The organism is Micromonospora sp. D93, assembly GCF_018070365.1.
Taxonomy (GTDB): domain Bacteria; phylum Actinomycetota; class Actinomycetes; order Mycobacteriales; family Micromonosporaceae; genus Micromonospora; species Micromonospora ureilytica.
In genome coordinates this window covers 21,438-39,830 of sequence record NZ_JAGPXW010000033.1, presented here as the reverse complement: position 1 = coordinate 39,830, position 18,393 = coordinate 21,438, and the positions used below count along the sequence as shown (strand labels likewise).

Genomic DNA, 18,393 nt, shown 5'->3' with positions numbered 1-18,393 from the left:
ATCTCGACGCTTAGCGTCGGACCGGTCCAGTACCGTCTGGGGACCATGGACGCGCTCGGCGACGCCATCATCGGGCGGGCTCACCCCGCGGGCCTGCTGCGCGCCGAGTTGGACCGCGCCACCAGCAGCCACGGCGGTCTCGTCCTGGTCACCGGCGAGCCGGGCATCGGCAAGACGACCCTCGTCACGTCGGCAGCCCGGGAGGCCCGGCAGCGAGGCGCGCTGGTGCTCGGCGCCGCCTGCTGGGATTCCGACAGCGCCCCCGGCTACTGGCCGTGGGTGCAGGTGCTGCGCGGCCTGCGGCGCTCCGCCGACGACTGGGCAGTGGCGCGGCAGTCCGCGGAGCCGGCCCTCGCAGCCCTGCTGGGCCAGTCCGGCACCGGCGGCGAGCAGGCCGGTCGCCTCGTCAGCTGGGCCGGCGTCGACCCGGGCCCGGACGCCGCCGACCAGGAGGCGTTCGCTCTGTACGACGCGGTGACCGCCGCACTGGTCGCCGTCTCCCAACGCCGGCCGGTCGTGGTCGTCCTCGACGACCTGCACTGGGCCGACCCGGCCTCACTACGGTTGCTGAGCTTCACCGCGCAACACACCTGGTTCGAGCGGCTCCTGCTGGTCGGCACCTACCGGGACGCCGAGGTCGAATCCGGCGAACATCCGCTGCGTCCGCTGCTGATGCCGATGGTCGCGAAGGCCACCACGATCACCCTCACCGGTTTCTCCCGCGACGAGGTGGCCAAGCTGATGGCCCGGACCGCCGGCCGGGAGCCCGGGGCCGGCCTGGTCGACGAGGTGCACCGGCGCACCGGCGGCAACCCGTTCTTCGTCGAGCAGACCGCGCGGCTGTGGCACGCCGACGACACGGTCGGCGCGATCGCACCCGGCGTACGGGAAGCGGTGCGCCGTCGCCTGGCCCAACTGCCCGCCGCCGTGGTCGAGGCGCTGACCGTCGCCGCCGTACTGGGTCGCGAGTTCCACCGTCAGGTCCTCGCGGCCTGCGTGGCCGCACCAGCGGCGCAGGTCGACCGGCTGCTCGACCGGGCGGTGACCGCCCGACTGGTGGTGGCCCGGGGCGGTGGCCGCTTCGCCTTCGCCCACGATCTGGTCCGCGAAACGCTCTACGACGGGCTGACCGACGACGACCGGCGGGCCCGGCACGGCGCGGTGGTCCGGGCGGTCGACGACCTGCGGGAACTCACCGATCGGCTGATCCCGGCCGACCTCGCCCGGCACGCCTACCTCGCCGGCCCCGCGCTCGACCGGGCCCGGGTGGCCACGCTGCTGGTCGCCGCCGGGCGGGACGCGTTCGCCCGGTTGGCCGGCGACGAGGCGTCGGTGCACTTTCACCGAGCCCTCGAGGTCGTCGAAGACCGGGCACAACGAGTACGGATCCTCGTCGAGTTCGCCGAGGCGCACTATCACCACGCCGGCCGGGAAGAGGTCATGCGACTGCTGGCCGAGGCCGCCCGGCTGGCCCGTTCACTCGACGACCCGGTGCTGCTGGCCCGTGTCGCGCTCACAGTGAACCGCTCCCGCCAGGTGGAGACCGCCCAGTCGATCGAGGCGGCAGAGTTGGTGCGCGAGGCGTACCGCCGGTTGATCGGCGAGCCGGACGCCACCTCGACGATCGGCGCTCTGGTCGCCGACCTGATCACCGCCAGCGAGACGATCGCCCGTCGAGGGCAGGACGACGAGGCGCTCACCTTCAGCCTCTGGGCCCGCCACGACACGACCTGGGGGCTCGGCACCGCCGCGACCCGAGCCGCGCTCACGGCCGAGATCCGGGACGTGGCCCGCCGGACGGGCGACCGGGAAACCGAACTGTGGGCCACCTCGCTGCGCTGGGTGGCCCTGCTGGAGCTGGGCGACCCGCGCTTCGCCGAGGAGTTCACCACCTTCGTCGACGCCGAACGGCATGGCGGCTTCGCCCGGCACCGGATGGCCGCGGCCGTCGACAGCGGGATCATCGCGGCGTTCCGGGGCGACTTCGCCATGGCTGACGAGCGGTTCGCCGTCCTCAGCGACGACGCCGACCCGAACCACGCCGAGTTCGGGTTCATGGGCCACCACCTGCACTGGTCCCGGCTGCTGCTCCAGGGCCGGATCGCCGAGGCCGCCGCGCTCGTGGACGGGCTGGCCCCGATCGACTACCCCTACCGGGAGCTGCTGCGGGCTATCACCGCGGCCGAGCGTGGCGACGGCGAGACGGCGGTCCGGCTGACCGCCGGCATCGAGGCCGCCGCCACGCGGTACCCGCGCCCGGTGTCACCACTCTGGCTACGGCTACGCGCGCAGGCCGCCGCCGCGTCCGCCGACCCGCAGCGCTGCGACGCCGCGCGGGCCGCGCTCGCCCCACACCGTGGAGAGTGGACGGTGGGGCTGTTCGGCTGCGACATCAGCGGGCCCGTCGACCACTGGCTGGCGCTGATCGACGCCGCCCAGGAACGCTGGGACGACGCCATCGCCGGCTTCAGCGCCGCCCGGGACTCCGCCGATCGGTTGGGCTCCCGCCCCTGGTCACTGCTCGCCCGCACCGGCCTCGTCAACGCCCTCGTCGGCCGAGGCCACCCGGGCGACACCGCGACGTCGACCGCGCTGCGCGCCGCCACCGTCCAGGAGGCGACCGCTCTCGGCATGACGCAGGTGCTCCACCGCCTCGCCGCCCCGACGGCCGCCGACGCCGACCGCCCAGACCAGGCCGCCGAGCCGGTCCGGGTTGCCGGGTGGGGTCAGGTTGTCGGGTCGGGTCAGGCCGCCGGGTCGGGCCGGGTTGCTGCTCCCGGCCGGGCCGCGCCGATTGCGCCTGCGATCGAGGGGTACGAGTTTCGGCGCGACGGGCCGGTCTGGCAGCTCGCGTACGACGGTGTGGTGGTGCACCTGCCCGACGCCAAGGGCCTGCACGACCTGCACCTGCTGCTCAGCCGCCCGGGGACCGACGTGCCGGCGGTCGAACTGCTCGACCCGGCGGCCGGGCCGGAGCTGGTCGCCGCCCGCCGGATGGGGGCCGACCCGGTCCTCGACGACGAGGCGAAGGCCCGTTACCGGCGGCACCTGGCCCGTCTCGACGAGGAGATCGACCGGGCAGCCGCCCGCGATGACGACCGGAAGGTGTCCAAGCTGGACGCCGAGCGGGGTGCGTTACTCGACGAGTTGCGTGCCGCGGCGGGCCTCGCCGGCCGGAGCCGCCGCCTGGGGGACGAGGCCGAGCGGGCCCGCAAGACGGTGACCGCGCGAATCCGCGACACGCTACGCAAGCTCGACGACCGACACCCGGCACTGGCGAGCCACCTGCGCGACTCCGTCTCCACCGGAACCACCTGCCGCTACCTACCGCCCGGACCGCTGCCCTGGAGGCTTTAACCCCACCCCCAGCCCTCCGCGATCTTGCACTTTCAGTCGTCGATTCAGGTGGATTTGCCACCCTTGTCGGGACAGAAAGTGCAAGATCGCGGGAGCGAGGGGTTGCAAGGGGTTAGCGGCGGTTGTACCTGTGCATGGTCAGGGTGCCGAAGACGAGTACGAAGCCGGCGCTCCACAGCAGCAGCCACATCGTGGCCGACGGGTCCGACTCGCCGCTCATCGTGCCCCGGATCGCGGCTACCAGCTGCGTCACCGGGTTGACCTTCACGAACGCCTGGAGCCAGCCGGGCATGGTGCTCGGCTCGACGAAGACGTTGCTGAGGAACGTCAGCGGGAACAGCACCATCATGCTGACCCCCATCACCGACTTCTCGCTGCGCAGGACCAGCCCGAAGAACGTCCAGACCCAGGAGAACGCGAACGAGAAGACCACCAGCAGGCCGATCCCGGCGGCAACCCCGACCACCCCGCCTTCGGGCCGGAACCCGAGCACCAGCCCGAGGCTCAGGATCACCACTGCGGCGAGGATGTAGCGCAGCACGTCGCCGAAGATCATGCCGACCAGGGCGGACGGGCGCCAGACGGGCAGCGTCCGGAACCTGTCGAAGATGCCCTTCTCGATGTCGGTGTTGAGCCCGACGCCCGTGTACATGGTGATCATGACGACGCTTGTCACCATGATGCCGGGCAGGAAGAACTGCAGGTAGTCGCGCGGGCTGCCGGCGAGGGCGCCACCGAACAGATACGTGAACATCAGCACCATGATGATCGGGAACGCGGTCACGTCGAAGAGCTGCTCCGGCACGTGCTTGATCTTCAGCATGGCCCGCCAGCCGAAGGTGAGCGACGCGCCCAGCGCGCTCGGCCGGGGCGGTCGGGCACCTGGCGCGAGCACTGTCGCCAGCGCCTCGGCGGACGGAACGTAAACGGACGGCGCCCGTTCGGTAGTGGTGGTCGTGGTGTCGCTCATCGGGCTGCCTCCAGCTCGTCGTCGCGCTCGTCGGTCGGCACGGCGGGGTGGTCGGTCAGGGCCAGGAAGACCTCGTCCAGGCTCGGCTGGCCGAGGGAGAAGTTGTCGACGACGATGCCGGCGCGGGCCAGGTCGTTGAGCGCGCGAGCGGCCTGGGCGCTGGCGTCGAGGTCGGTGCCGGCCTCACCGACACGGGCGGTCAACGCCGCCGGGTCGGCGGCGAGTTGCACAGGCACGTCGAGCGCCTCCCGGAGCACCCGTTCCGCCTCGGGTCGCTGCCCCGGGTCGCGCAGCCGCAGGTGGACGGTGCCGGAGCCGATCGACGACTTCAACTCACCCGGGGTGCCCTCCGCGATCACCCGGCCGTGGTCGACGACCGCGATCCGCCCGGCGAGCTGGTCGGCCTCGTCGAGGTACTGGGTGGTCAGCAGCACGGTCGTGCCGTGCGACACCACCGCCCGGATGATCTCCCACACCTGGTTGCGGCTCCGCGGGTCCAGACCGGTCGTCGGCTCGTCGAGGAAGAGCAGATCAGGGGTGTTCAGGATGCTGGCGGCGATGTCGATGCGTCGCCGCATCCCGCCCGAGTACTTCTTCACCTGGCGGTCGCTCGCCTCGGTCAGACCGAACGCGGCCAGCAGTGCCGCCGCGCGCTCCCGAGCGGCAGGCTTGCGCAGGCCGAGCAGGCGGGCCAGGAGCACCAGGTTCTCCGTACCGGTCAGGTCCTCGTCGACCGAGGCGTACTGGCCGGTGAGGCTGACCCGGGACCGGACCTTGTCGGCCTCGGTGACCACGTCGTGCCCGAAGACCCGGGCCGAGCCGCCGTCGGGTCGCAGCAGCGTGGCGAGCACCCGGACCGCTGTGGTCTTGCCCGCGCCGTTCGGGCCGAGCAGGCCGTAGACGGTGCCGGCGGGCACCTGCAGGTCGATGCCGGCCAGCGCCCGGGTGTCCCCGAACGAGCGGGTGAGCCCCTCGGCCTCGATGGCCAGACCGGTGGTGCGTCTACTCATGATCCTTGCCTTTCGTGTTTGACGTGTTCAGGAGACGTAGGGTCGAGCCGCCCGGCCCTCGCGCAGTGCCAGACCCCACCAGCGCAGCTGGTCGAGCAGGACGCCGACGTCGCGGCGCAGCTCGTCGGTGCTCTGGGCGGTCGGCTCGCCGGCGAGCAGGTCGATCCCGACGACGTCGCGCACCGTCATCGCGTGCAGTGCGGTGAAGACGGTACGGAGCTGGTCGACAGCGTGCAGGCCGGTCGACCGACAGCCGTACGACACGAAGCCGACCGGTTTGGCCTGCCACTCGTCGTACGCGTAGTCGATGGCTTGTTTCAAGGGTGCCGGGAAACTGTGGTTGTACTCGGGGGTGACCACGACGAACGCGTCCGCCCGGCCCACCTCGCGGACGAACGCCCGGATGGACGCGGTCGGCTCGACGGGGTAGGTGGCCGGGAAGTCGTACTCGGTCAGGTCAACGACCGTCACCGTCAGGTCGTCGTGCCGCTCGGCCTGCTCGACGAACCAGTGGGCGAGCCGGTCGCCGACCCGCCCCTCCCGGGTGCTGCCGACGATCACGGCGATCCGCAACTGTGTCATGGCCACCCCCCTTCCACAGTGAAGGCGCGAGGTGACGACAGGCACCCGCTAGATCCGATCTAGCGGGCGCGGTTCGGGGCGAAATGTCGGTGGGATCGGCTTGACTGGGGTCGACGAACGGGGGGCGGGATGGCACAGGTACGCATTGAGCCGTGGCACGAGAACGACCTCGACCTGCTGCGGCAGCTCAACTCACCGGACACCCGCAAGCACACCGGCGGCCCGGAGACCGACGAGAAGGTGCTCGCCCGACACGACAGGTACGTGCACTTCTCCGGCACCGAGCAGGGGTGCATGTTCACGCTGGTGCTGCCCGACGGGGCACGGGCGGGCAGCGTCGGCTACTGGGCCCGCGAGTGGCGCGAGCGACAGGTGTACGAGCTGGGCTGGGCGGTGCTGCCCGCGTACCGGGGGAAAGGGCTGGCCACGGCGGCGGTGCGCGCGGTGCTGGGCGTCGCCCGCGCCCGACGGGACCGGCACTACGCCCACGCCTACCCCTCGGTCGACAACCCGGCCTCGAACGCGGTGTGTCGCAAGGCCGGCTTCACGCTGCTCGGCGAGACCGGCTTCGAATACCCGCCGGGGCAGATGATGCGTGCCAACGACTGGCAGCTCGACCTGACCGCCCCACCGACCGGGAGCTGAGGTCGGCGGGGCGGCTGGTCAGCGCCGAGGCTGAGCACGCCGACCTCGCGCCGGGTCGCCGGGTCGGCGCCGATCGTGCCGCCTCACCAGGGCAGCACGCCGTACCCGCCGCCGGCGTCCATCTGGAAGCCCCAGAGCAGGCCGCTCGGCCCGTCAAGGGGCAGGGTCGCCAGGTGCACGCTCACCTCGGCACCCTGCTCGGCTGTGCGGAAGCCGCTGTTGCCGTTCAGGTCGGTGGCGCAGTAGCCCGGGTTGGCAGCGTTCACAGTGATCGGGGTGTCCCGCAGCTCCTTGGCGTACATCGCGGTGAGCATGTTCAGCGCCGCCTTCGACGACGGGTACGGCACCGAGGTCAGCTCGAACAGGGCGCCGTTGGGGTCGGTCATCACCGCGATCGAGCCGACCTCGCTCGATACGTTGACGATCCGGGCGGCGGGTGCCCGGCGCAGCAGCGGCAGCAGCGCGTTCGTCACAGTCACCACCCCGAAGACGTTCGTCTCGTACAGCCGACGCAGCGTCGCCACTGTCGTCTCGCTGGGCAACCCACGAGCGCCGTCGGCGAGGATGATGCCGGCGTTGTTGACCAGCACGTCCAGCCGGCCGTACTCCGTCTCGACCCGCTTCGCGGCGGCCGTCACCGACTCGGCGTCGGTGATGTCGAGCGGCACGAACACCGCGTCCGCGCCACCGTCGCGCAGCTCCCGCTCCGCCGCCCGGCCCCGCTCGGCGTCCCGCGCACCCACCAGCACTGTCATCCCGAGGGCGCCGAGCTGCCGGGCGGTGGCGAAGCCGATCCCCTTGTTGGCCCCGGTGATCAGGGCGGTCATGTTCGTCATGCCGTCGAGCCTCGCCGGGCTGGCCGCGCCCGGGGAGAGACGGGCGGAGGCTGGGACCGGCGGTACCACCCTGGCCGGCCCGGACAGAGGCATGCTGGGGGCATGACGAGCAGCGGCCTGCGGCGTGACGAACTGGCGGCGTTCCTGCGTACCCGCCGTGCCCGGTTGCGCCCCGCCGAGGTCGGGCTCCCCGAGGGTGAACGCCGACGTACCCCCGGGCTGCGCCGGCAGGAGGTCGCCCAGCTCGCCGGCATGTCGATCGACTACTACATCCGGCTGGAGCAGGGCCGCGGGCCGCACCCGTCGCGGCAGGTGCTTGCCGCGATGGCCCGGGCGCTGCTGCTCAGTCGGGACGAGCGCGAGTATCTGTTCCGGATCGCCGGGGAGAATCCGCTTCCGGCCGGCGGGCCGAGCCGGGAGGTGACCCCCGGGGTGCGGCACCTGATCGACGCGATGATCGAGACTCCGGCGTACCTCGTCGACGCCGCGTACCAGGTGTTGGCCTGGAACCGGCTGGCCACGTACTTCATGGGCGACCTCTCGGCCGTGCCGGACGCGGAGCGCAACATGATCCGCTGGACGTTCCGGCACTCGGTGACCGAGGGCCACTGGACCGATGCCGACGCCCGCCGGTTCGTGCACAGCACGGTGGCGGACCTGCGGGCCGCCTACGGTCGCTACCCGGGCGACCCGGCGATCCGCGAGCTGGTCACCGAGCTGCTCGGCACCTCGCCCTCGTTTGCCCGACTGTGGGCGGAACACGAGGTGGAGGAACGCCGTCCCGTGATCAAGCGGGTGCCGCATCCCCACCTGGGGTCGTTGGAGTTCGAGTGCCGGGTGCTGCTGGTACCGGAGACCGAGCAGCGGCTGATCGTCTACGTCCCCGAGCCCGGCTCGCCCACTCAGGCGGTGTTCCGCCGGCTCGCCGAGCGCGTCGGCTCCTGACCTCGCGGAAGAGCGCTGTACCTCTGAGGTACAGCGCTCTTCGGGACGTCATCCGCCGGGTGGCCGGCGGCCCAGGTCAGTTGGGCAGGTAGGCGAAGGTGTCCGGGTTCGCGCCCTGCCGGCCGGCCTCGCCCTTGTCCAGCGAGGTGATCCGCTCCATCGCCGCGTCGTCCAGCTCGAAGTCGAAGATCCGGGTGTTCTCCTCGATCCGCTTCGGGGTGGTCGACTTCGGGAAGATGATGTCGCCGCGCTGCACGTGCCAGCGGAGCACCACCTGCGCCGGGGTCCGGTCGAGCTGCTCGGCGATGTCGACCACCGTCGGGTCGCCGAGCACCTTGCCCTGGGCGATGGGCGACCACGCCTCGGTGAGGATGTTGTGCGCACGGCCGTAGGCGCGGACCTCGTCGTTGCCGAAGTACGGGTGCGCCTCGACCTGGTTGACCACCGGCACGACGCTCGTCTCGTCGGCCAGCCGCTCCAGGTGCGACACCTGGAAGTTCGACACGCCGATCGAGCGGGCCCGGCCGTCGCGCTGAAGCTCCTCCAGCACCTTCCAGGTCGAGACGTAGTCGCCGTCGTACAGGGTCGGCAGCGGCCAGTGGATCAGGAACAGGTCGATGTGGTCCATCTTCAGCGCCGCGAGCGTGGAGTCGAATGCCCTGCGGGCGTCGTCCGGGCGGTGGAAGGCGTTGCTCAGCTTGCTGGTCACGTAGACCGAGCCCCGGTCGAGGCCGGACACGCGTACCGCCTCGCCGACCTCGGCCTCGTTGCCGTACATCTGGGCGGTGTCGATGTGCCGGTAGCCCGCCTCGAACGCGGTGGTCACCGCCGCGACGGTGTCCTTCGGCTCGATCTGGAACACCCCGAAGCCGAGCTGCGGAATGGTGGTGCCGTCGTTCAGGCTGATGTCGGGAATCGTGATTGCCACTGCGGCTCCTTCGCGTCTTCGTTACCTGTCATCCATACCCGGGTGGGTGGACGATTCACCGCCCAACCGGGGGTGACGAGCGCAACGACGGATCTGTTCACCCGGTCGTGTCGAACAGCACCGGCCACGGCCGTTCCGCCGGCACCGACGTCGCGGGCGGCGCGGGCGCGGTGGGCTCGGCATCGGCCAGCACCTCCGCGGCGAGTTGGCCGAACATCGCGGCCGCCGGGTGTGCCGACCGGTCCGGCCAGGCCGCCGAGGTGCGCTTGGCCAGCGGCGCGTCGGTGATCGGCCGCCAGGCCATCCGGGGTTCCCGGCGGGCCACCGCCGCCGGTTCCACGGCCACCCCGCCTCCGGACAGCACCAGCCCGAAGAGGAACTCCGGGTTGCGGGCCGGGCGCACCCGGGCCGGGCGCCAACCGTGTTGTCGGCACACCGCCAGCAGGTGGTCGTGCCAGCCGGGGGCGGTGGCGCGGGGCGCGGCCACCAGATCCAGGTCGGAGAGCGACGCGAGCGTCACCGCACGGCCGCGGGCCAGCGGCGAGGTGCGCGGCAGCAGCACCCCCAGGGGTACGTCGACAGGGGCGCCGAAACGCAACCCCTCCGCCGCCACCGGGTGATGCACGAGCCCCACGTCCAGGGTCCGCTCGGCGAGCATCCGCACCTGCTCGGCAGTGGTCAGCTCGTGCAGTTCCACGTCCAGGCCGGGCGCCCGGGTGGTGAGCCCGTCCAGCAGCGAGCGCAGCGTCACGGCGGGCGTCTCCGGTGGCACCCCGGCCCGGAGTACGCCCAGCTCACCGGCGCGGATCTGCCCCATCAGGCTGCGGAGTCGACCCTCGCCGGCGAGTAGCTCCTCCGCCTCGCCGAGCAGTAGCTCACCGGCGGTGGTGAGGCGTACCTGGCGGCGGGACCTGTCGAACAGCTCGACAGTCAGCTCCCGTTCCAGCCGCTGGATCGACTGGCTCAGCGGCGGCTGGGCCATCCCGAGCAGCTCCGCGGCCCGCCCGAAGTGCAGTTCGTGCGCGACCACCACGAAGTGCCGCAGGTGCCGGAGCAGATCCACGGCCGGGACCCTACGCCAGCGCCGCCACGCCGCCGCTGGATACCGTGCTGTCGTGGACGTGGAGGAACGCATCGAGGCCATCTTCGCCGCCGTCGGGGTGACGGCCAGCCTGCACGTCGTGGACCTGGACGCCGTCGACCTGAGCGCCGTCGACGGTGGCGACCCGGCCGGCGGCGGCCTTCGCGAGGTCGGGGTGCGGGCCGACGAGCAGGTGGTGATCGCCTCGATCTTCAAGATCCTGCTGGTGCTGGAGTTCGCCCGGCAGGTCGAGGCCGGTCAGCTGGATCCGACCGAGCGGGTAGTGGTCACCGCCGCCGACCGCCTCGGTGGGTGGGGTCTAGCCGGCTGCACCGACGACGTCGAGGTGTCGCTGCGCGACCTCGCGTACTTCGCCATGTCGGTCACCGACAACACGGCCGCCGACCTGCTGCTGCGCCGGGTCGGCCCGGACCTGTTGCCGATGCTCGCCGTCGAACTGGGTCTGACCCGTACCCGTGTGCTCGGTGGTCCTCGAGAGCTGGTCGAGATGATGCTCGCCGACGTGGGCGCCCGGACCGAGGCGGAGTTCGCCCGGATCTTCCCCACGCTGCCGGTGGACCGGGTCCGGGCCATGCGGGTCTTCGACCCCGCGCACACCACGTCCAGCACCGCCCGGGAGATCACCCGGCTCCTCACGCTGATCTGGCGGGACGAGGCCGGGCCGGCCGCGGCCTGCGCGATGGTCCGCACCTGGATGGCCCGGCAGATCTTCTGGACCCGGCTGGCGGCCGGTTTTCCGCCGGGAATCCGGGTGTCCGGAAAGACCGGCACCCTGCCCGGGTTCCACCTGGAGGCAGGGGTCGCCGAATACCCCGACGGCGGCCGGTACGCGATCGCCGTCTTCGCCCGCGCCGAACAGTTGACCCCGCGTCGCATCGACGTGGACCTGGCGATGGGGGAGGCCGCCCGGACGGCCGTCGAGGCGCTGCGCGGCTACTGATTTCGCGCCCGTCCGAGCGCCGCCGCACCCCCGCTGACCAGCACCGATATCCACTGACGTATCGGAGCCGGCGGCCTTCGATCTTGGACCGCGGCCCGGTGGCGCTGGTTGGCTCGTGGTCGACACATCGCCCGACCACGGGGAGTAGATCCGCATGCCCAGTCTCGACCGCCGACGCTTCCTGCGCGACGCCGCCGCCACCACAGCCCTGGTCTCCGCCGGTGGCCTCGCCGCCGGCGTCGCCACCCCGGCCCACGCCGCGCCCACGCCGACCGCCGCAGCCGCGCCGACCGCCCGCCGCAAGGGCGCGGTCAGCTTCCGCTGGTGGGGTACGGCCGGCTGGCGCGTCGACATCGGCGACCGCACCGTCCTCGTCGACCCGTTCCTCAGCCGGATCGACACCGGGCTGTTCACCGGCGCCTTCAAGACGGAGACCCCGTTGACAGTGCGCACCGACATGATCGATCCGCGCGTCGACCGGGCCATGACGGTGCTGGTCACGCACACCCACTGGGACCACTTCATGGACGTGCCGTACATCGCCAAGCGCACCGGCGCGCGGGTGTTCGGCACGCTCACCGCGTACCACCTGGGGTTGGCCTACGAGGTGCCGTCGACGCAGCTCAGCGCCGTGAAGGGTGGGGAGGTGCTGGACTTCGGCGACCACAGTGTCGAGGTGGTCGGCTCGCTGCACAGCCGCAACCCGTCGTATTCGGTGGCCTTTCCCGGGGTGCGGGTGACCCCGCCGCCGCAGCCGGCCACCATCGCGGACCTGCCGGAGGGCGACACGCTCGGCTACCTGCTGCGGGTCGACGGCGGCCCGTCGGTCTACTTCACCGGGGCCAGCGACGTCGCCGAGCGGAATCTCACCGGCCTCGCACCCGACGTGGCGATGGTGGCCATGCAGAACGCCACCACCACCGGCGACTACCTGCCCCGGCTGCTGGCCGGCCTCGACTACCCGAAGGTCGTGGTGCCGGTGCACTACGACAACTTCGAGACGGCGTTGCAGAACCCGCCGCCGGTCGCCCCGACCGACCGCACCCGGTTGAACGAGATGATCGCGGCGGTGCGCCGGATCTCGCCGCGCAGCCGGGTGCTGGTGCCCGAGTACGAGACCGCGTACCACTTCTGAGCGGCGTCGGTGGGGGTCGCCGAGCAGCGGCCCCCACCCCCGGTCAGGGGGCGGTCATCTCCGCCAGGGCCCGCACCGACTTCCAGTTGCGGGTGGTGGCCACCACGCCGAGCTTCTTCTCCAGGTACGCGTTCGTGAACTTCGACCGCCCGTAACCGCCGTCGACGTAGTGCAGGAACACCTCCCGGCCGGTCACCGTGAACGACACGTTCTCACCACCGGGCACGGCGAGCGCATCCACAGTGGACTTCTTCGGTGCGGTGGCGAGGAAGGCCACCAGCAGTCGCGTCGGGTCGTCCTCCCGATCGGCGTACGGGTTGCCGCCGGCGATCGCCGCCAACTCCCGACCGCTGCGCACCAGCACCGGCACCGTCAACGCCAGCTCGTCGGTGAGCGCCCGCGCGATCCCGGCGGCCACCTTCTCCGCGTCGCGCACCGTGCTGCCGAAGGCCACGTTGCCGCTCTGCAGGTACGTCTTGGCGTCCTCGTGCCCGAGGTCGGTGACGATCCGGCGCAGGTCGGCCATCGCCAGCCGGGTGGTGCCGACATTGACCCCGCGCAGCAGGGCGACGTACCGGGTCATGGCTCCTCCTGGGTTCGCGGCCGACCGGCTCAGCGTAGGCCGCCCGGCCCGACCAGGCCCCGGTCGGGCGTCGGGTGGGGTCCCCGGGCTCGGAATGGCAGTGCTGCTGGCGCGACCGACCGTCGAGGACCGCCGGCAGCTCAGGTAGCTCACTCGACGACCGGCAGCACTACCTCGTTGCGGCGCAGGAACCACGGCTTCCACGGCAGGTCGAAGCGCGCGTACCGGATGGCGCCCGTCGGTTGCAGCCCGGCGGCGGTCACCGACCGGCCGAGCATGGTGGCCCGCTGGCTGAACGCCTGCTCCGTCCACCGTCCGGAGAACCGCATCGCCGCCGCCAGTCGCGCCGGAACCGCATGGATCCGCACCCGGGGATCCACCGGCTCGGGCAGGGCGGCGGTGGTGAAGGTGGCCGGCATGACGAACTGGATCAGGTACGCGCCCGGCCACTCGCCCTCGATCTGGACCACCGGCACGGTCATGGCGATCTTCTCCGAGTCGCCGGCCGCCGCCATCGCCGGAGCGGCGGAACCAATCGGGTGCCGGGCCCGATTGGCGCCACCGATGTACGCGGCAAGCGGCCGGAACGCCTCGATCGGCGCCCGGGTGAACGACGCCTGGATCTGCATCTCGGCCACCAGGTGGGCGGGGTACCGACGCAGCTCGAAGCCGGGGTGTCGGGACACCACCCGGTACGGCTGCTGTTCGGTCATCACGCGGCTCCCAGGGTCTGCTGGGACAGACGCTACCGCCCGTCCGGCTCCCGCTCGGCCGAAGTCGGCTGCTCCGGCCCGGAGGCGAGGGCCCGCGCGGTCAACCGCCAGTACTGCCGCTTGCCCTCGTCGCGCAGCACCACCCCGAGCAGACCCAGCTCGCGGCGCAGCTCACGGGCGTCGTCGCGGCGGTCCCGCTCGACCGCTCGTTGCCGGGCGCGCAGCAGCGCGTCCGCGCCGGCGGGCAACCCGGGCAGGTCCGGAACCCACAGCCGGTACGCCGATCGGTGCGGGTCGTCGTCCGCCCAACCCCAGCCGTGCGCCCGGAACGCCGCCGCCAGTTTCGCGGCCGGCAGGTCCGTGGACTCCCGCACCAGTTCCGCGCCGTCGGCGTCGAGCAGCACCAGGTGCTTGTCGGCGAGGAAGACCACCCGGGCGTCGGCCCGTGCGACCGCCCGGTCCTGGTCGGCGCGGCGCAGCCGGACCTGCGCCGCGTCCACGGTGACGATCAGCCGTTCGGCGGTGCCGATCCCCGCGACGACCAGGCCGCCCAGGACGCCCACCGCGACCGCGCCGGCGGTGGCCTGCGGCTCGGGCAGCCGGTCCAGCCACTCGACCAGGTCACCGAACGGCACCCAGGGCAGCCGGGCCAGCCAACCGGTCGTCGCCGCGAGGAGCCATCCGAGGCCCGCGCCGACCAGCGGGAAGCCACCCCACATGACGGCCAGCTCTGTCGCGCCACCGCTGACGACTGTGCGTGGTCGATCGCCGGCCAGGTCCATGGTCAGGACACCTCGCGGCGCAGCGTCCGGAACAGACCGGCGGCCAGCGGAAGGACCATCCAGACCAGCAGGGACACCACTATCCGCCCCCACTGCCCGCCGGTGACGGCGTCGCTGCTGAACAACGGTTCCATGGTCTTGCTGGTGTCCAACCACTCGGACGGGCCACGCAGAGGCTTGACCATCTCACCGAGCACTCCCCACAGGGTGGGCAGGAGGAAATAGCCGACGATGGCCAGCGGCGGGTTGAGCAGCAGCAGACCGAAGGCGGCACCCGTCAGCACACCGGTGACCTGGAGGATCACCGCGTTCAGCAGCAGTGACCAGTCGAAAGTCCAGGTGCCCGCGCCACCGGTGGCCGAGGCCACAAGCGTGCCGACTGCGGCGAAGACGAGGCTGGCCAGCACCGAGGCGAGCGCGGTCAGCATCACGGCGATCAGTTTGGCGACGACCACCCGTTCCCGGCGGGGCACGAGGGCGTACGTGGTGAGGGCTGTCCGCTGCGACCACTCGCTGGTGATCGACAGGATGCCGAGCACCGGCAGCAGCACCGACACCGGCAGCAGCGACGGGACGAAGAAGTTGGGGAAGGTCTGGTCGGCCTCCTTCGAGTAGATCAGTTGCAGGGTGACGATCAGGGCGGTGACCAGGCCGATGGTGATCAGCAGCCAACGGCCGGCCCGGGTGTCGACGAGCTTGCGCACCTCCACGGCGGAGAGCCGGAGCAGCGACGGACGGCGTACCGAAGAGTGCTGCCGGGGCGCGACGGCGCCGGCGGCGGGCGCGGTGGTGGTGGTCATCGGACGGCCTCCTTGGTGGATTCGCCGGCGGTCAGGGTGAGGAAGAGCTGTTCGAGGCCACCGCCGCTGGCGGGCCGCAGCTCGGCCAACGCGACGCGGGCATCGGCGGCGGCCTGGCCGACCGCCTCGGCGTCGGCCTGCACGAGCAGGCCCTCGGAGCTGTCGGCGGCGCTCAGGTTGGCTACCTCCAGCGCCCGGCGCAGCGCCGCGCCGTCGCGGGCCCGGACCACAGTGCCGCCACCGGCCAGCAACTCGTTCTTGTTGCCCTGGGCCACGATCCGGCCACCCCCGATCACCACCAGCCGGTCCGCGACCGCCTCCACCTCGCGCAGCAGGTGGGAGGAGAGCAGCACTGTGCCGCCCCGGTCGGCGAAGTCGCGCAGCAAACCGCGCATCCAGAAGATCCCCTCCGGGTCCAGGCCGTTCGCCGGCTCGTCGAGGATCAACACCCGCGGGTCGCCGAGCAGCGCCTGCGCCAGGCCGAGCCGCTGGCGCATGCCCAACGAGTACGCCCGTACCCGACGCTTCGCCGCCACCGCGTTCAACCCGACCAGGTCGAGCTTCGCGGCGACCTCGCGCCGGTCCAAACCCATGGTGTACGCGGACAGCGTCAACGCCTCGCGGCCGGTGCGCCCGGCGTGCTGGGCGGAGGCGTCCAGCAGCACCCCGACCTCCCGCCCCGGGTTGGGCAGTTCCCTGTACGGGTGACCGGAGACGGTGGCACGGCCCGCGGTCGGGGCGGTGAGCCCGCAGATCATCCGCATGGTGGTGGACTTGCCGGCGCCGTTGGGGCCGAGGAAGCCGGTGACGGTGCCCGGCTCGCACTGGAACGAGACGTCGTCCACGGCCGGGTGTGGCCCGTATCGCTTGGTGAGGTTCTCCACGCTGATCATGCGATTGAGCCTGCCCGCGCCGCCCGGCCATCCGCTGCGGCCACCGGTCGGCGCCACGTCGACCTTGGTCGACGTTTGGGTAGCGACTTTGGTAGCTGGTCGCGGTGCCTGTCGGCTGCCTAGCATGGGGCGGTGACCAGCCTCGCCGTCCCGGAGCACCCCTGGCTGCTGCCAGGGGCGCTGGTGGTGCCGGCCGACCAGGGGCGCACCCACCCGCGCCGCACGACCCGCGACTGGATCGTGGACAGCCTCGCGTTCCTGGCCGCCCTGCTCTGGGTGCTGTTCGTCACCGCGGACGCCCTGTCGCCGGATCCGGCGATGGCGATCCCGCTGCCGCACGACTGGATGACCGGCGTGGACGCGCTGCTCGGTCTGGTCTGCTGCGGGCTGCTCTGGCTGCGCAGACGGTGGCCGCTCGGGCTGATCGTGGCCACGACACCGCTGACCCTGTTCTCGCTGGCCGCCGCCATCCCACTGTTGATCTTCTACTTCACGGTGGTGGTGCACCGGCGGACCGCCATCGCGATCGCGGTCACCGGCGCCGGCCTTCTCACCAACATGGTCTTCAGTTGGGTGCGTCCGGATCCACACATGTCGTACTGGGAGACCGCGTCCTGGGGTGTGGTGCTCAGTTTCGCGGTGCTGGCCTGGGGGATGTTCGTCCGGGCCCGCCGGCAGTTGATCGTGTCGTTGCGGGAACGTGCCGAGCGTGCCGAGGCGGAGCAGCAGTTGCGGGTCACCCAGGCCCGCCACCTCGAACGCACCCGGATCGCCCGGGAGATGCACGACGTGCTGGCCCACCGGATCTCCCTGCTCAGCCTGCACGCCGGGGCGTTGGAATTCCGCCCGGACGCGCCGGCCGACGAGGTGGCCCGGGCCGCCGGGGTGATCCGGGGCAGCGCGCACGCCGCCCTGCAGGACCTGCGGGAGGTGATCGGGGTGCTCCGGGCCGAGGACGACGGTGCCGGCGACGCCCCCGAGCCGCCGCAGCCCACCCTCGCCGACCTGCCGGCGCTGATCGCCGAGTCGCGGTCGGCCGGGGTGCGAGTGAACGTCAGCGACAGCGTCGCCAGCCCGGGGGCGGTGCCGGCGGCGCTGGGCCGGGCCGCGTACCGGATCGTGCAGGAGGGGCTGACCAACGCCCGCAAGCACGCGGCCGGCGCGGCCGTCACCGTGGACGTGGCCGGCGGGCCGGGCACCGGGCTGACCGTGGCGATCGGCAACCGGTGGCCGGTCGGCGCACCGCCCGGCGGCACGCTGCCGGGCGCCGGCACCGGCCTGGTCGGCATCAGCGAACGGGTCACCCTGGCCGGCGGCCGGCTGGCCTACGGCCGGGACGACGCCGGCGACTTCCGGCTGGCCGCCTGGCTGCCGTGGCCAGCGTGACCGGGCCTGCCGACGTGGCCGGGCCGCCGGTGCGCGTGCTGATCGTGGACGACGACGCGTTGGTCCGGGCCGGGCTCTCCATGATCCTCGGCGGTCTGCGGGACCTGACAGTGGTCGGCGAGGCAGCCGACGGCGGCGAGGTGCCCGCCGCGGTCGCCGCGTACGCCCCGGACGTGGTGCTGATGGACATCCGGATGCCCCGGGTCGACGGGCTGACCGCCACCGAGGCGCTGCGCGCCCAGCCGCACCCGCCGGAGGTGTTGGTGCTGACCACCTTCGACGCCGACGAGCAGGTGCTGCGGGCGCTGCGCGCCGGGGCGGCCGGATTCCTGCTCAAGGACACTCCGCCGGCGGAGATCGTGCACGCCGTACGACGGGTGGCGGCCGGCGAGGCCACGCTCTCCCCGACGGTGACCCGAACGCTGATCGCCCACGTGACCGCCGCCACTCCCGGACCTGCCGGTCCCGACCCACGCCGGGAGCGGGCACTGCGGCTGCTCAGCGGGCTCAGTGAGCGGGAGCGGCAGGTGGCGGTCGCGCTGGGGCGGGGCCACACCAACGCGGAGATCGCGGGGGAGTTGTTCATGAGCGTGGCGACGGTGAAGGCGTACGTCTCCCGGCTGCTGACCCGACTGGAGCTGAACAACCGGGTCCAGGTGGCGCTGCTCGTGCACGACGCCGGGCTCGTCTGACGGGTGTTGTCGGCGGCGGATCTGCTTACCGCGTACCGGAATTGAACTTTCGTCCAGTGTCCGCCGTACCCATGGCCGAGGATGTCGGTGCGGT

General features: G+C 72.3%; 18 protein-coding genes. 7 read left to right on the top strand and 11 right to left on the bottom strand.

Features of this window, described 5'->3' with window-relative positions:
* Positions 1–45: 45 nt before the first annotated feature.
* Positions 46–3,357: an AAA family ATPase gene (locus KBX71_RS28225; RefSeq protein WP_210820839.1), complete on the top strand. Its 3,312-nt coding sequence runs from the start codon at positions 46–48 to the stop codon at positions 3,355–3,357.
* Between the two features lie 112 nt (positions 3,358–3,469).
* On the opposite strand, the gene KBX71_RS28220 is transcribed toward KBX71_RS28225, so the two are convergent.
* The 3 genes from KBX71_RS28220 to KBX71_RS28210 are packed head-to-tail and all read right to left on the bottom strand — an operon-like array spanning position 3,470 to position 5,919.
* Positions 3,470–4,327 (bottom strand): ABC transporter permease, encoded by an 858-nt coding sequence (locus KBX71_RS28220; RefSeq protein WP_210820838.1) that lies wholly within the window; start codon positions 4,325–4,327, stop codon positions 3,470–3,472.
* Positions 4,324–5,337, bottom strand: a complete 1,014-nt coding sequence (locus KBX71_RS28215) for an ATP-binding cassette domain-containing protein (protein WP_196928177.1) — start codon at positions 5,335–5,337, stop codon at positions 4,324–4,326. Before KBX71_RS28215 ends, KBX71_RS28220 begins: the two co-directional genes overlap by 4 nt.
* Positions 5,338–5,364: 27 nt before the next feature.
* The gene (locus KBX71_RS28210; RefSeq protein ID WP_210820837.1) at positions 5,365–5,919 is read right to left on the bottom strand and encodes an NADPH-dependent FMN reductase; all 555 of its coding nucleotides are present in this window, start codon (positions 5,917–5,919) and stop codon (positions 5,365–5,367) included.
* 129 nt (positions 5,920–6,048) lie between these two features.
* Between KBX71_RS28210 and KBX71_RS28205 the strand changes: the two genes are divergently transcribed.
* The gene (locus KBX71_RS28205) at positions 6,049–6,564 is read left to right on the top strand and encodes a GNAT family N-acetyltransferase (protein WP_210820836.1); all 516 of its coding nucleotides are present in this window, start codon (positions 6,049–6,051) and stop codon (positions 6,562–6,564) included.
* Between the two features lie 83 nt (positions 6,565–6,647).
* On the opposite strand, the gene KBX71_RS28200 is transcribed toward KBX71_RS28205, so the two are convergent.
* Complete coding sequence (locus KBX71_RS28200; RefSeq protein ID WP_210820835.1) at positions 6,648–7,400, bottom strand: SDR family oxidoreductase; 753 nt, start codon at positions 7,398–7,400, stop codon at positions 6,648–6,650.
* Positions 7,401–7,502: 102 nt separating this feature from the next.
* Here KBX71_RS28200 and KBX71_RS28195 point away from each other — a divergent pair, with 102 nt between their 5' ends.
* Positions 7,503–8,345: a helix-turn-helix transcriptional regulator gene (locus tag KBX71_RS28195; RefSeq protein ID WP_210820834.1), complete on the top strand. Its 843-nt coding sequence runs from the start codon at positions 7,503–7,505 to the stop codon at positions 8,343–8,345.
* Between the two features lie 76 nt (positions 8,346–8,421).
* On the opposite strand, the gene KBX71_RS28190 is transcribed toward KBX71_RS28195, so the two are convergent.
* Together KBX71_RS28190 and KBX71_RS28185 are read right to left on the bottom strand one after the other, a co-directional pair.
* Positions 8,422–9,273, bottom strand: coding sequence for an aldo/keto reductase (locus tag KBX71_RS28190; RefSeq protein ID WP_210820833.1), 852 nt, complete (start codon positions 9,271–9,273; stop codon positions 8,422–8,424).
* Positions 9,274–9,370: 97 nt separating this feature from the next.
* Positions 9,371–10,336: a LysR family transcriptional regulator gene (locus tag KBX71_RS28185; RefSeq protein WP_210820832.1), complete on the bottom strand. Its 966-nt coding sequence runs from the start codon at positions 10,334–10,336 to the stop codon at positions 9,371–9,373.
* Positions 10,337–10,388: 52 nt separating this feature from the next.
* Between KBX71_RS28185 and KBX71_RS28180 the strand changes: the two genes are divergently transcribed.
* The gene (locus tag KBX71_RS28180) at positions 10,389–11,315 is read left to right on the top strand and encodes a serine hydrolase (RefSeq protein WP_210820831.1); all 927 of its coding nucleotides are present in this window, start codon (positions 10,389–10,391) and stop codon (positions 11,313–11,315) included.
* Between the two features lie 154 nt (positions 11,316–11,469).
* Positions 11,470–12,450, top strand: coding sequence for an MBL fold metallo-hydrolase (locus tag KBX71_RS28175; RefSeq protein WP_210820830.1), 981 nt, complete (start codon positions 11,470–11,472; stop codon positions 12,448–12,450).
* Between the two features lie 43 nt (positions 12,451–12,493).
* Here the strand turns inward: KBX71_RS28175 and KBX71_RS28170 are convergent, their stop codons facing one another.
* The 5 genes from KBX71_RS28170 to KBX71_RS28150 all read right to left on the bottom strand — a co-directional run bounded on the left by KBX71_RS28170 (position 12,494) and on the right by KBX71_RS28150 (position 16,221).
* Entirely contained in the window at positions 12,494–13,033 is a 540-nt protein-coding gene (locus tag KBX71_RS28170) for a DUF1697 domain-containing protein (protein WP_210820829.1), read from the bottom strand.
* Positions 13,034–13,182: 149 nt separating this feature from the next.
* Positions 13,183–13,746, bottom strand: coding sequence for a heme-binding protein (locus tag KBX71_RS28165; protein ID WP_210820828.1), 564 nt, complete (start codon positions 13,744–13,746; stop codon positions 13,183–13,185).
* A 32-nt stretch (positions 13,747–13,778) separates the two neighbouring features.
* Positions 13,779–14,528, bottom strand: coding sequence for a hypothetical protein (locus KBX71_RS28160; RefSeq protein ID WP_210820827.1), 750 nt, complete (start codon positions 14,526–14,528; stop codon positions 13,779–13,781).
* Positions 14,529–14,530: 2 nt separating this feature from the next.
* Entirely contained in the window at positions 14,531–15,328 is a 798-nt protein-coding gene (locus KBX71_RS28155) for an ABC transporter permease (protein ID WP_210820826.1), read from the bottom strand.
* Positions 15,325–16,221: an ABC transporter ATP-binding protein gene (locus KBX71_RS28150; RefSeq protein WP_210820825.1), complete on the bottom strand. Its 897-nt coding sequence runs from the start codon at positions 16,219–16,221 to the stop codon at positions 15,325–15,327. Before KBX71_RS28150 ends, KBX71_RS28155 begins: the two co-directional genes overlap by 4 nt.
* Before the next feature lie 132 nt (positions 16,222–16,353).
* On the opposite strand from KBX71_RS28150, the gene KBX71_RS28145 reads away from it, so the two are divergent.
* Positions 16,354–17,607, top strand: coding sequence for a sensor histidine kinase (locus KBX71_RS28145; RefSeq protein WP_210820824.1), 1,254 nt, complete (start codon positions 16,354–16,356; stop codon positions 17,605–17,607).
* On the top strand, positions 17,586–18,299 hold the full coding sequence (locus KBX71_RS28140) for a response regulator transcription factor (RefSeq protein ID WP_210820874.1): 714 nt from the start codon (positions 17,586–17,588) through the stop codon (positions 18,297–18,299). The genes KBX71_RS28145 and KBX71_RS28140 overlap by 22 nt, the downstream gene beginning before the upstream one ends.
* Positions 18,300–18,393 lie beyond the last annotated feature (94 nt).

Coding starts and splice junctions, on each gene's coding strand:
- KBX71_RS28195 (WP_210820834.1), top strand. CDS start 7,503: ATGACGAGCAGCGGCCTGCGGCGTGACGAACTGGCGGCGTTCCTGCGT.
- KBX71_RS28205 (WP_210820836.1), top strand. CDS start 6,049: ATGGCACAGGTACGCATTGAGCCGTGGCACGAGAACGACCTCGACCTG.
- KBX71_RS28170 (WP_210820829.1), bottom strand. CDS start 13,033: ATGACCCGGTACGTCGCCCTGCTGCGCGGGGTCAATGTCGGCACCACC.
- KBX71_RS28210 (WP_210820837.1), bottom strand. CDS start 5,919: ATGACACAGTTGCGGATCGCCGTGATCGTCGGCAGCACCCGGGAGGGG.
- KBX71_RS28150 (WP_210820825.1), bottom strand. CDS start 16,221: ATGATCAGCGTGGAGAACCTCACCAAGCGATACGGGCCACACCCGGCC.
- KBX71_RS28165 (WP_210820828.1), bottom strand. CDS start 13,746: ATGACCGAACAGCAGCCGTACCGGGTGGTGTCCCGACACCCCGGCTTC.
- KBX71_RS28220 (WP_210820838.1), bottom strand. CDS start 4,327: ATGAGCGACACCACGACCACCACTACCGAACGGGCGCCGTCCGTTTAC.
- KBX71_RS28160 (WP_210820827.1), bottom strand. CDS start 14,528: ATGGACCTGGCCGGCGATCGACCACGCACAGTCGTCAGCGGTGGCGCG.
- KBX71_RS28175 (WP_210820830.1), top strand. CDS start 11,470: ATGCCCAGTCTCGACCGCCGACGCTTCCTGCGCGACGCCGCCGCCACC.
- KBX71_RS28215 (WP_196928177.1), bottom strand. CDS start 5,337: ATGAGTAGACGCACCACCGGTCTGGCCATCGAGGCCGAGGGGCTCACC.
- KBX71_RS28225 (WP_210820839.1), top strand. CDS start 46: ATGGACGCGCTCGGCGACGCCATCATCGGGCGGGCTCACCCCGCGGGC.
- KBX71_RS28200 (WP_210820835.1), bottom strand. CDS start 7,400: ATGACGAACATGACCGCCCTGATCACCGGGGCCAACAAGGGGATCGGC.
- KBX71_RS28155 (WP_210820826.1), bottom strand. CDS start 15,328: ATGACCACCACCACCGCGCCCGCCGCCGGCGCCGTCGCGCCCCGGCAG.